The 11,057-nt window shown below is 49.2% G+C and carries 12 protein-coding genes and 1 riboswitch; of the genes, 3 read left to right on the top strand and 9 right to left on the bottom strand.

Translation table 11 applies throughout. The features are described from left to right. From JCM15548_RS16105 to thiS, 8 genes are all read right to left on the bottom strand, one after another. Positions 1 to 469: HesA/MoeB/ThiF family protein (locus tag JCM15548_RS16105; protein WP_062127593.1), on the bottom strand; the 469-nt coding region annotated here is incomplete at its 3' end. 500 nt (positions 470 to 969) lie between these two features. Further along, positions 970 to 2,097, bottom strand: a complete 1,128-nt coding sequence (thiH, locus tag JCM15548_RS16100; RefSeq protein ID WP_062127591.1) for a 2-iminoacetate synthase ThiH — start codon at positions 2,095 to 2,097, stop codon at positions 970 to 972. Positions 2,098 to 2,245: 148 nt separating this feature from the next. Then, the gene (locus JCM15548_RS16095) at positions 2,246 to 3,016 is read right to left on the bottom strand and encodes a thiazole synthase (protein ID WP_062127589.1); all 771 of its coding nucleotides are present in this window, start codon (positions 3,014 to 3,016) and stop codon (positions 2,246 to 2,248) included. A 90-nt stretch (positions 3,017 to 3,106) separates the two neighbouring features. Next, complete coding sequence (locus tag JCM15548_RS16090) at positions 3,107 to 3,781, bottom strand: thiamine phosphate synthase (RefSeq protein ID WP_227625938.1); 675 nt, start codon at positions 3,779 to 3,781, stop codon at positions 3,107 to 3,109. Positions 3,782 to 3,791: 10 nt separating this feature from the next. Beyond that, complete coding sequence (locus JCM15548_RS16085) at positions 3,792 to 4,598, bottom strand: hydroxymethylpyrimidine/phosphomethylpyrimidine kinase (RefSeq protein ID WP_062127587.1); 807 nt, start codon at positions 4,596 to 4,598, stop codon at positions 3,792 to 3,794. Continuing rightward, positions 4,577 to 5,191, bottom strand: coding sequence for a thiamine phosphate synthase (locus JCM15548_RS16080; RefSeq protein ID WP_062127585.1), 615 nt, complete (start codon positions 5,189 to 5,191; stop codon positions 4,577 to 4,579). Before JCM15548_RS16080 ends, JCM15548_RS16085 begins: the two co-directional genes overlap by 22 nt. Next, positions 5,185 to 6,879 carry a phosphomethylpyrimidine synthase ThiC gene (gene thiC / locus JCM15548_RS16075; RefSeq protein WP_062127583.1) on the bottom strand — a complete coding sequence of 565 codons (1,695 nt, stop codon included), beginning with the start codon at positions 6,877 to 6,879 and terminating at the stop codon, positions 5,185 to 5,187. The genes JCM15548_RS16080 and thiC overlap by 7 nt, the downstream gene beginning before the upstream one ends. Before the next feature lie 32 nt (positions 6,880 to 6,911). Further along, positions 6,912 to 7,109 carry a sulfur carrier protein ThiS gene (thiS, locus tag JCM15548_RS22005; RefSeq protein WP_162198267.1) on the bottom strand — a complete coding sequence of 66 codons (198 nt, stop codon included), beginning with the start codon at positions 7,107 to 7,109 and terminating at the stop codon, positions 6,912 to 6,914. Positions 7,110 to 7,238: 129 nt separating this feature from the next. Further along, positions 7,239 to 7,330: riboswitch (TPP riboswitch) on the bottom strand. 385 nt (positions 7,331 to 7,715) lie between these two features. On the opposite strand from thiS, the gene JCM15548_RS16070 reads away from it, so the two are divergent. The 3 genes from JCM15548_RS16070 to JCM15548_RS16060 are packed head-to-tail and all read left to right on the top strand — an operon-like array spanning position 7,716 to position 10,211. Continuing rightward, the gene (locus JCM15548_RS16070; protein WP_062127582.1) at positions 7,716 to 8,399 is read left to right on the top strand and encodes a helix-turn-helix transcriptional regulator; all 684 of its coding nucleotides are present in this window, start codon (positions 7,716 to 7,718) and stop codon (positions 8,397 to 8,399) included. Beyond that, positions 8,396 to 9,115 carry a DUF3307 domain-containing protein gene (locus tag JCM15548_RS16065; RefSeq protein ID WP_062127579.1) on the top strand — a complete coding sequence of 240 codons (720 nt, stop codon included), beginning with the start codon at positions 8,396 to 8,398 and terminating at the stop codon, positions 9,113 to 9,115. Before JCM15548_RS16070 ends, JCM15548_RS16065 begins: the two co-directional genes overlap by 4 nt. Before the next feature lie 19 nt (positions 9,116 to 9,134). Next, positions 9,135 to 10,211: an AMP-binding protein gene (locus JCM15548_RS16060; protein WP_062127576.1), complete on the top strand. Its 1,077-nt coding sequence runs from the start codon at positions 9,135 to 9,137 to the stop codon at positions 10,209 to 10,211. Between the two features lie 27 nt (positions 10,212 to 10,238). On the opposite strand, the gene JCM15548_RS16055 is transcribed toward JCM15548_RS16060, so the two are convergent. Continuing rightward, positions 10,239 to 10,988 (bottom strand): tetratricopeptide repeat protein, encoded by a 750-nt coding sequence (locus JCM15548_RS16055; RefSeq protein ID WP_062127574.1) that lies wholly within the window; start codon positions 10,986 to 10,988, stop codon positions 10,239 to 10,241. Positions 10,989 to 11,057 lie beyond the last annotated feature (69 nt).

The raw sequence follows: 11,057 nt of genomic DNA, 5'->3' as shown, positions 1-11,057 counted from the left end.
AGTGAAAAACAGACAGCTGTCCCCCCCACTGCTCCGCCGTACCATAGACAAATGGTATGCGCAACTGTCCACAAGCCGCATCCAGCGCATAACGGGTCACAAAATTATCGGTGGCATCCGCCACCACATCAAAGCCACGCAGTGTATCCACGGCATTGTCGCTTGATATTCGGCGATTGAGCACCGTTACCCGACAATCGGGATTCAGCTCCTTAACACGTCGTGCAGCCGCTTCACTTTTCAGGTGATCCATCACCCCCGGATGATACAAGATCTGTCGGTTCAGATTACTTTCAGACACTACATCAAAATCCACAATGCCCAAATGCCCCACCCCCGCCGCTGCCAGATAAAGCAGCAAAGCAGAGCCCAGTCCACCCGCTCCGGCGACCAGGACCGACGATTTGGACAGCCGTGCCTGGTGAGAAGCATCAAATCCCTGAAGCAATAAATGACGGTCGTATCTCATAATATCTTATAATTACTTTATATCCTTGGTGTCCGATTTAAAAATTTTTAAACTTTCAAACCACATCTATTTATTAGGAAACTAGAGCTTTATATTTTTTGAAGCTTGCTTTCCGCCTCAGAGAAACGATAGTTCTTTGATTCAAAAAAAGAGGAAGAAGCAATCAAAAATTTCCGTTAAGAAAATCAGATTAGTTGTAGGTAAAAAATCCGGGCTGTTTGAGCGGAGCGAGTTCCCGGATTTCAGACAACTAATCTGATTTTTAGGAAATTATCTGCAGCGGCGGCATTTTTTAGCTTCGCTGAATTTTGCTACGCTCGGCATTGATGCAAACAAGTTTACTCACTGCACTCACTAAACGCAAAATTTGCTTACTTTTTTTTGCTGCAGAAAAAAAATAAGATCCTGCCCAACTTGAGGGCAAAAATAATGTCTATTATAATTTGTTTACCCCAAAGAATAGAGCCAAAATAAAGCTATTTACTAAGACTCTGTTAATGTTAAACAATAGCTTTGTCCTGTTGCAGACAAAGCGACCAGTCCTTCCATACAGGCTCAAAACCCTTACTACGGATACGCTCGGCCACCTCCTGTGGCGAACGCTCATCGTTTACCGCAAATTGTTCCAGTTCACCCGAATCACTGTAACCACCCGGCCCCGTTTTACTACCGGCACTCATGGCCGTTATTCCCAGTGGAAAGACATGGTCCCTGAAGTACGGACGCTCCCTGGTCGATAACGATAACTCCAAATCACTGTCCAAAAGCCGATACGCCACAATGAGCTGTGTCAGATCCCTTTCCGAAGTCTCATACCGGGGCTGGAAACCTTCCCCGGCAAAAGGTCGCAGTCGCGGAAAAGAAATGGAATACTTCGCCTGCCAATAATGCCTGCGCAAGTACTGCAGATGCAAAGCCGTGAACCAGGCCTCAGTGCGCCAGTCCTCCAGACCAATGAGGCTTCCCAGACCAATTTTACGAACACCAGATCTTCCCAGTCGTTCAGGTGTTTCCAACCGATACAAGAAATCTGCCTTTTTACCGGAAGGATGGTAATCGGGGTAGGCCTTTTCATGGTAAGTCTCCTGATAGACATAGACCCCGTGCAGACCTTCGTTCACCAGTCGGACATATTCCGCCGTTTCCATGGGTTGCACTTCCAGGGAGATTTGACTGAAGAAAGGATTCAATGTTTGAATGGACCGGGCCAAATAATCCACGCCCGCTCTGGAGGGGGCCTCACCCGTCACCAACAAAATATGCCGGTAAGGATTCTTCCGGATCATCCGGGCCTCCTGCGCCAATTCCGCCATCGACAACACCTTTCGCTTCAACTGATTGGCGCCGCTAAAACCACAATAAACGCAACGGTTCTCGCAATAATTAGACAGGTAAAGTGGAATATACAGTTGCACTACTTTGCCAAAGCGCTGACAAGTCAGGCGGTGACTCTTCTGAGCCATCGCCTCTAAATAAGCATCGGCAGCAGGCGACAAAAGGGCCTTGAAATCTTCCATATCGGGATGCTGCTTATTCAAAGCCAGCTCTACTTCCCGTGGACTTTTACGCGCAATGGAAGCAGTTACTTCCTCCCAATTATAAGCTTGCAATAGTTGATAAAACGACATAAACAAAGGGTTTAACCAATTTTTCATCTCCCGAATGGGGACGCTGCCATTTGGGAGAGAAAGTACTTTTCATTATTTGAAGCAAAAGGAGGCAGGCCCTTGCGTATGAGCCATCAGGCGGGCAGCTGAATCCCCAAAAACCTATTGATCAGAGGAAAGCCGTCAACGGACTCGTCGCCTTTGCTTCACAAACATGACCAGCAGCCGGCAGGCCGGCTTCGTAAGCCGTTCGACCGGCCTCCACCGCCATCTTAAACGCCCGGCCCATGGCCACCGGGTCTCCGGCGGCAGCAATGGCCGTATTCACCAATACCGCACTGGCGCCCATCTCCATCGCCTCGGCAGCGTGTGAAGGTGCCCCAATGCCGGCATCTACCACCACAGGGATGTTCGCATGCTCAATAATAATGCGGATAAACTCACGGGTCAGCAGTCCACTATTGCTACCAATAGGCGAACCCAAAGGCATTACTGCCGCAGCACCGGCGTCTTCCAGCCGTTTGCACAGCACCGGGTCGGCATGCACATAGGGCAGCACCACAAAGCCCAAATTGGCCAACGCTTCCGCAGCCTTGAGCGTCTCCACCGGATCGGGCATCAGATAGCGGGCATCGGGGTGAATTTCCAACTTAATCCAATTGGTCTCCAGCGCTTCCCTGGCCAATTGGGCCGCAAAAACGGCTTCGGCACTGGTGCGCACCCCGGAGGTATTGGGCAGAAGGTGGATACCGGGCAATTTGAGATGCTCCAGCAAATCATCCTGAGGCGTTTCCAAATCCACCCGTTTCAGGGCCACCGTCACCAATTCGCTGCCTGAGGCAGCGATGGCTTCCGCCATTTGTTGATTGGAACTGAATTTTCCGGTACCGGTAAAAAGGCGACTCGCAAACACTTTCCCGGCAATGGTTAAATGACTCATCCTGTTATTGTTTTAAAATCTTTCCTATTTGACCCGACCTGCCGTCCAGATCCTACCTTCATTCATTAATGGTAAAGGAAAAACGCTGGGTTATTCCCCAACATCCACCTTTCTTTTCAATAGCAACGCCAAAAAAGCTTCCGTGGCTGCTCCGGCATTTCCACTTCGACTCAAAACACCTGAAACCGCAATGCCATCCACGCCTGTGGCCAAAATATCGGCGACATCCTCCAATAAAATTCCACCAATGGCTGTCACCGGTGTGTGAAATTCCAGAGAACGAAATTGGTGCAACAGGGTACGGTAGCCTGCCAGACCGAGGACCGGACTCAGATTCTTTTTGGTGGTGGTATAACGAAAAGGACCCAGACCCAGATAATCAACGCCACTTTTGGACAATCGAATCATATCCTCCAGGGTGTTGGCGGTTCCGCCAATAATTTTTTCCGGACCAAATAACATTCGTGCCTCCTCCACCGGCATGTCCAACTTCCCAAGATGCACACCATCTGCACCCAACTGAAGCGCTATTTCCGGATAGTCGTTCACTATAAAAATGGCGTCATGCTGTCGGCAGAGCCCTTGAACTTTTTTGGCCCTTTCGTAAACGCTGGCCTCCGATACATCTTTGAGGCGGAGTTGCACCCAGCGACCGCCACCCTCGAGAAAAGCAAGCACCAGTCGTTCCACCTCAGCCGCAGTCCGGTTGGGTGTGATATACATCATTGGAGCATGCACCTGCTTAAGTCCTGAGTTGTTTGTCATCTCTATCCAATTAAGTTTTTGATTTCTTGCCCGGCCCTTTCTCCTGATAGCCGGGAACTTGATCCCCCTGAAAATGTCGACCTAAAAGATGTCCCGTCGATCGGATATACCGCTCCGCATAGCGCTTTCCACTGACACAGGCCTCGTAAAGGCCCTCTCCTTTGGCCAGCTGAGCACAAATGGCGGCCGACAACACACATCCACTGCCGTGCTTGCCGGGATTATTGGCAAATTTTTCACCCGCTATAACACGAATACCCTCCTCTTCAATCAACACATCGTTGGCGTGACCAACGGCATGTCCTCCTTTTAAAAGCAGGGCGCCTCCGGGTTGAAGCATCTTCTGAAGTTCCCTTGCATCTGCAGTCCCCCACAGCTGCCCGGCCTCCATGGTATTGGGCGTAATGAGGGTTACAGCACTTAAAACGGAGCTCAGATCGTCAGTAGCCGTATTGGCATGAAACGCGTAGCCAGCTGAGGCTTTAAGTATGGGATCCCAAATCATTTTTATGCCGGGGAAGGACGCTTTTAAAAGGGCGATGCATTGGCTCAAAACAGCCATGGATGGCACAATTCCAAATTTCACGGCCCGTAATTCATAGCGGCTAATTAATAGCTTTAGCTGACTAAATATCAGGTCATCATCCGTCCATTCCATGCCCTCAAAGGCATCGTGTACCTGGCAGGTAACGGCGGTACACACCCCCATGCCTAAAACCCCGCTCATTTCAAAGGTCTTGATATCAGCGGCTAATCCCGCACCACCGCAGGGATCCCAGCCTCCTATCGAAAGCGCTATTGGTAAACGGTCTTCCATTGTTCCTGTATTTCAAAAAAACGTTCCACCGTGGCCGGCACATCCACCACGCCCTTCTGAACCACCCATAAAGCGCCCAACAAGGCGGCCCCGTCAAATCCCATTTGTCGCACCGCCCCCACATTGTCTTTGGTGATACCCCCCAGAGCCACCACAGCAGGCATATCGGTTTCCTTATGACTCAAAAATTCACTCAAAGAGGCTTTGGAAAAGGCCGATGCATAACCCTTTTTGGAAATACTGTCGAAAACCGGACTCAAAAACACGTATTGGCAATCGGCCAGCGTCAATGCCTTTACCTCGGCCAAAGAGTGACAACTGGCACTCACCCTGCAGCCCTTCCCGTCTGTCACCGCAAACCCTTTGGTGCGATGCAATCCACCCACGCCCGACCGCCTAGCGGCCTGGTGGTGGTAGTGGACCGATAGGCATGGCCGACCGGGTTCAGGCACCGCATTTAACAGGGCTCTTACCTCCTCGCTCACATACCCCGGCTTTCGAACGTGGACATAGTCGACTCCCGCCTTTAACAAGGCTTCAATGGCCAGGGCTTCCTGCTTAAGCAGGCTGGGTTGGGTAATAGCTATCAGCATGTCTCCCGTATTTTGCGATTGGCCCGCATGCTGCAAAAATGCTCCCCACACATACTGCAATAATGGGCCCGCTTGTCTGCATCGTCCGGCAAAGTAGCATCATGAAAGGCGTAAGCCGTATCCGGATCCAGGGCCAGATGAAACTGGTCGAGCCATCTGAATTCATAGCGTGCCTTGCTCATAGCATGGTCGCGCAGAATGGCACCCGGATGCCCCTTCGCAATATCAGCCGCATGGGCAGCAATCTTGAAAGTCACCACCCCCGTCTTCACATCATCCCGGTCGGGCAAGCCCAAATGTTCTTTAGGCGTTACATAACAAAGCATGGAGGCGCCCATTTGGGCAATCATGGACCCGCCAATGGCCGAAGTAATGTGATCGTAGCCCGGCGCAATATCCGTCACCAGAGGTCCCAGGGTATAAAACGGTGCATCGAAACAGTGGCGCAGTTCCATCTCCATATTCTCGGCAATCAGGTGCATGGGCACATGTCCGGGCCCCTCAATCATCACCTGCACGTGTCTGGACCAGGCTATTTTCGTCAGTTCGCCCATGGTTACCAGCTCCCCAAATTGCGCCGCATCGTTGGCATCAAACTGCGATCCCGGCCGCAGTCCATCTCCCAGAGAAACCCCCACATCATAAGCCGCCAGAATATCGCAAATCTCCTCAAAATGGGTGTAGAGGAAGTTCTCCTGCTGGTGCGCTGTGCACCAGCTGGCCATAATCGATCCACCCCGGGAGACAATACCCGTCATTCTTTTGAAAGTATGCGGAATGTATTTTCTGAGCAGTCCCGCATGTATGGTAAAGTAATCCACCCCCTGTTCGGCCTGCTCAATCAGTGTATCTCTATAAACCTCCCAGGTAAGGTCCTCCGCCTTTCCGCCCACCTTCTCCAAGGCCTGGTATAAGGGAACACTGCCAATCGGAACGGGCGAATTGCGCAAAATCCACTCCCGCGTTTCATGAATATTGGCGCCGGTACTTAAGTCCATCACCGTATCGGCGCCCCACCGGATGGCGTGAATGGATTTGCTCACCTCTGAAGCAATATCAGAGGTAACCGGACTGTTACCAATGTTTGCATTGATTTTAACCAGAAAGCGGCGACCAATAACCATGGGTTCACACTCGGGATGATTGATGTTGGCGGGAATAATGGCCCTGCCGGCCGCCACCTCATCGCGTACCATCTCGGCTGTAATGGGTTGAAAGACTTTCCCCAACTGGTTCTCCAGTTGCTGATTTTCCCGGATGGCCACATATTCCATTTCGGGAGTTATTACGCCCTGGCGGGCGTAATACATCTGCGTAACGGGCTGTCCCACCGCCTTGCGGGGATGCTTACGGGCATGGTTAAATCTCAAATGATCCAGCGAAGCATCCATTAAGCGCTGGCGACCGTAATCCGAACTCAAACCGCTCAGACGCTGCGTATCGCCACGTGCCTCAATCCAGTCCTCACGCAAGGGCTTAACGCCGCGGGTAAGATCGACCGTCTCCCCGGCATCGCCAAACGGCCCTGAAGTGTCATAAACCGCCAAAGTATCGGGTTGACCGGTTTCCTTATCTTTTGTGGACAGTAAAATTTCCCGCATACCTACTCTAATGGGAAATTTGTTACCCGTCACATATAGCTTACGGGATCCTTTCAAAGGGTCTCCCTTGATCTTATTATCTATCATACCTTGAGAGGTTAATTAAAAAAACAGAGAATTCATCCGCCGCGCGTGGCACTGATAAGCATCACTTCGTCGTTTTCTTTTAAGGAAAACGACGACCATTTTTGACGGGGAACGACTTCGTCGCCAACAGCCACCGCCAGACCGGCCAAAGGCATTTGCAAATCCGCCACCAAGGCTTCGAGGTATAGAAACTTCGTTTCTATTTCCTGACCGTTTACAAAAATTTTCATCAATCTAAAGTCAATATTAAGCCCCGACCAAAACATTGAAAACCATGCCTGAAAAGCGACATGCCTGTCAAAGCCGGGGAAAAATGAATAAAGAACTTGCGACAACAAAAAACAGCAGAAAATATAAACTGAAAAGAAAAACAGACTCCCTTCGCCGGTATTATCCGTATCAGGTTTCAGGGTATGATCTCAGCCGCTTATAGGCACCCCTGTCTTTCGTGTTGACCCGACAAATATAAAACATTAACCTGCAAAAAATCAAAATAATTGGGCCACTAAGTAGCTATTTAGAATCATTCAAAAAAAAATTGACCATATACAGGTTATAAAAACTATAAATATCATTTACAGCTATATTTACCTATATTTGTAATTTATAAATAAAAAAGACTATACTTAAACCCTGCCAAAAACTGTAAACACAACCGGCAACCAGCAAGTCCCTGGTAAACAGGCCCTGATGATAAAAACGACATTCTTTTATTAAAATTTTTCGCACTAAAACCATTGCATCGAGGTATATTTAACGAACTATTGTATATTTAGGAATCGTTTCAAACAGCACCGAATAAGCCACTTACAATAAACATAATTGTCCATTAAAAAATGAAAGCCACCATTTCAGGCGACATAGTATCCTCCACTGCATTGAGCACCGAAGGGCGTGTATTGCTGGAAAAGCATTTAAAAAAGCTGATAAAGCTTTTGGATCAACATTTCAGTGTTTTTGCCAGAGTCATCAAAGGCGACTATCTGGAGTGCTATCTTCCCCACCCAGAGGAGGCCTTGCGCATAGCCATTTTGATTAAATGCTTCATAAAATCTGCTTCCATCGATGGTTCTGTGCGTAAAAAAGAGGTAGCCCTGTTCCGGACCCATGCCATTCGCTTAGCCATTGGCGTAGGAGAAATCACCCGCTTCGATGCCAAAAAGGGCATCATCGATGGGGAGGCCATCTATCTTTCAGGCCGACTCATCAACCGTCAGGGGAGCACACATGGGCAGCGGACCATTATTAAATCCACCCTGTTTATTGGCGCTTCCCAAGCGGTCATAGTGGATGAGTTTGATCCGGTTTTGGCCTTACTCGATGTACTTATTGGACAAAGTACCGCCCGACAGTGCGAAATCATCTACTTAAAACTATTGAATTTCAACGAAGACGAAATTGCGCAAGCGCTAAAAATAAGCCAGGCTACGGTCAATCAGCACTCACGCAGCGCCGGCTGGAATGCCATCGACAAAGCGGTTAATCGCTTCAACACAGCCATCAAAAACCTTCAAGAATGAGCATCACCCAGCTACTTATACTGCAGATTTTGGCCCACTTGCTGGCCGACTACTTTTTTCAAAGCGACAAGTGGGTCGAAAGCAAAAACAACAGGGGTATTAAAAGCCGCTACTTTTTAATGCATGTGGCCATTGTTTTTTTCATCTCCTGGCTCCTCTCCTTTCAGTGGATATTTGTGATGGGTGCTGGTATCATTACCCTTCTGCATACCATTCTGGACATCCTGAAAAGCAGGCTCAGCCGCGTCAGTTGGGCCGAGCGCTATCTCTTTTTCACCGATCAGATTTTGCACCTGATCATTATAGTGGCCGTTGTCTCGTGGTACCATAACAACTTCGCTCTCAGCAACTGGACCAACACCTGGCTTTTTTCGGAAAGAACCCTTGTCCTAATCACCGCCTTTCTTTTTTGCACCAAACCGGCCAACATTATTATTCGGGAAATTTTTAAGTTTTACGCCATCAGCGTGCCAAAAACCAGTGAAACGCCACAGGACCTCCCCAATGCCGGACAACTCATTGGCAACATAGAACGCTTGCTGACGCTCACCTTCATGCTTATAGGGCACTTTGAGGCTGTGGGACTGCTCATTGCGGCCAAATCGATACTCCGCTTTGGTGAGAAGGACCACTTAAAGTCGGAATATGTGGTCATAGGCACACTCCTAAGTTTTGGGATAGCCATATTTACCGGTGTATTATTAAGGTTTTATTAAAGGCAAACAATTGGCAGACATGGACTTCAGGCAATACAGAACGCTAAGCATTAACAGAGAAAATTATTCTGATGAGACCATCGATCAGCTACCGGATTTTGATAAGGACTCGCTCAGGCATTTTCTGAAGGACTGGATGAATGAGCAACCCGAAATTACCGTCCAGACCTCCGGCTCCACCGGCGTTCCTAAGTCCATGCAAGTCAGCAAGAATGCCATGCTGGCCTCAGCTCGCCGTACGCTCCGTTTCTTTGAACTGAAGCCTGGAATGACTGCCCTGCTTTGTCTCCCCACCTCCTTCATTGCGGGAAAAATGATGGTGATCAGAGCCCTGTTGGGTCAACTCAAGCTCATTACTGCACCGCCTTCCGGTCACCCTTTGCAAAACCTTAACACCGACATTGATTTGGCGGCTTTTACCCCCATGCAAATGTTGAACGAGCTGAACAATTCCAGCCCCCGGCTGCACCATTTAAAAAGGGTTATTATTGGGGGAGGGAAGGTAAATGCCCAACTCGACCGCATGCTGCAAAACCAAACGTTTGCCGCCTACGAGACCTATGGCATGACCGAAACCCTTTCTCACATAGCGCTGAGGCGCATCAATGGCAGCGAACGACAAAGCGCCTTTGTGCCCTTAGAAAATGTCAGCATTCATACGGATCCAAGAGGCTGCCTCGCCCTTGATGCCACCGGCATCACCAAGGGGACCATTGTTACCAACGATCTGGCCGAAATTCATTCCGATGGCACCTTTGTCATTCTGGGCCGCTCCGACCACATCATTAATAGCGGCGGCCTTAAAATTTCTCCGGAAATTTTAGAAGAAAAAATCCGACACCTGATCACCGTTCCCTTTGTCATTTCTGCCGTTGACCACGATAGCCTGGGACAGCAGGTCGTTTTGGTTACCCAGGGGGAACCCGCTCAATCCGACATTCTGCTTAACCAGATAAAACCGCTTCTGCCGCCCCATCAGTTCCCCAAACACCTTTACACCCTGCCCCACTTTCCCAAAACAGAATCGGGCAAAATTAAAAGACATGCCCTCATCGCCTCTCTAAAAAAGAAGCATCCCCTGTACAGTTGTCAATAAAAGTCACTGACCGTACCTTCGTATGCCTTATTCCAGGTCGGGGAAAAAATAATTGGGGGTTTTGCCCTTTCTGAGTGCCGGGAGCAATTCATCCTTCACCCAACTGAAATTGGGCGCCTCCTGCAACAGTTGCAGGTAAAGTTTTTCGGCCCGGGCCTTATCCCCTTCTCCGGCATAGGCCTGAGCCAGCCAAGCACCGACATTGTAATACATCCAGTGATCGCGCTGGAAGTTTTTATAATACCTGAATGCCTTTTCGTATGCCGCCATGGCCTTCTGTTTATTTCCGCCGACAAAAGACGGTCTGAAATACAAGGAATTGGCCTGCTCCACCAAAGGCAACCCTTTTGAGGGACTCAGTTCCACAGCCCTTTCCAGCTTATCGGTATGGGAATGACCCAAAAAGGGTGCCCGCCAGGGTTGCAAAGCGATGCGGTAGGCCACTAAAGCGGCCGAAAAAGCATGCAACTCGCCATCATTGGGACGACGGCTTAGAGCTTTTTCAATGCGTGCTTCAAAAAGAGGAACCTCCGCCTTGGCTAAATCCTCACTGCCACGGCCAATATAATGGCCAATCAACCCATACTCCGCATAAAGCAACACCCGCTCGGTAGCAGCATCCAGATTAACCCTCCGCAGACTGTCCATGGTCTGCTTCCAGGCCACCATATCACCGCTCAGGTAGTAATCGACAAATTGCTTATTTAGCGAGGAGACATTATTGCTCCAGGCAGAGCCTAACATCATCCAGACAATCAACAACCAGAAATATCTCATATATCGTAAAATTTCATATCTCATTTACAAACTGAAGACCCCAAAAGTTGCCATATAAAACTAACAACC

Source organism: Geofilum rubicundum JCM 15548 (assembly GCF_000974365.1).
Lineage (GTDB): Bacteria > Bacteroidota > Bacteroidia > Bacteroidales > Marinilabiliaceae > Geofilum > Geofilum rubicundum.
Note: the sequence above shows the minus strand (reverse complement) of the source record. Positions and strands in the feature narration are given on the sequence as shown.

Bases quoted from the DNA above. Each gene is read 5' to 3' on its own strand.
- JCM15548_RS16060 (WP_062127576.1), top strand. From the start codon at position 9,135: ATGGACTTCAGGCAATACAGAACGCTAAGCATTAACAGAGAAAATTAT.
- JCM15548_RS16095 (WP_062127589.1), bottom strand. From the start codon at position 3,016: ATGAGTCATTTAACCATTGCCGGGAAAGTGTTTGCGAGTCGCCTTTTT.
- JCM15548_RS16065 (WP_062127579.1), top strand. From the start codon at position 8,396: ATGAGCATCACCCAGCTACTTATACTGCAGATTTTGGCCCACTTGCTG.
- JCM15548_RS16085 (WP_062127587.1), bottom strand. From the start codon at position 4,598: ATGGAAGACCGTTTACCAATAGCGCTTTCGATAGGAGGCTGGGATCCC.
- thiC (WP_062127583.1), bottom strand. From the start codon at position 6,879: ATGATAGATAATAAGATCAAGGGAGACCCTTTGAAAGGATCCCGTAAG.
- JCM15548_RS16080 (WP_062127585.1), bottom strand. From the start codon at position 5,191: ATGCTGATAGCTATTACCCAACCCAGCCTGCTTAAGCAGGAAGCCCTG.
- JCM15548_RS16090 (WP_227625938.1), bottom strand. From the start codon at position 3,781: ATGACAAACAACTCAGGACTTAAGCAGGTGCATGCTCCAATGATGTAT.
- thiH (WP_062127591.1), bottom strand. From the start codon at position 2,097: ATGTCGTTTTATCAACTATTGCAAGCTTATAATTGGGAGGAAGTAACT.
- thiS (WP_162198267.1), bottom strand. From the start codon at position 7,109: ATGAAAATTTTTGTAAACGGTCAGGAAATAGAAACGAAGTTTCTATAC.
- JCM15548_RS16055 (WP_062127574.1), bottom strand. From the start codon at position 10,988: ATGAGATATTTCTGGTTGTTGATTGTCTGGATGATGTTAGGCTCTGCC.
- JCM15548_RS16070 (WP_062127582.1), top strand. From the start codon at position 7,716: ATGAAAGCCACCATTTCAGGCGACATAGTATCCTCCACTGCATTGAGC.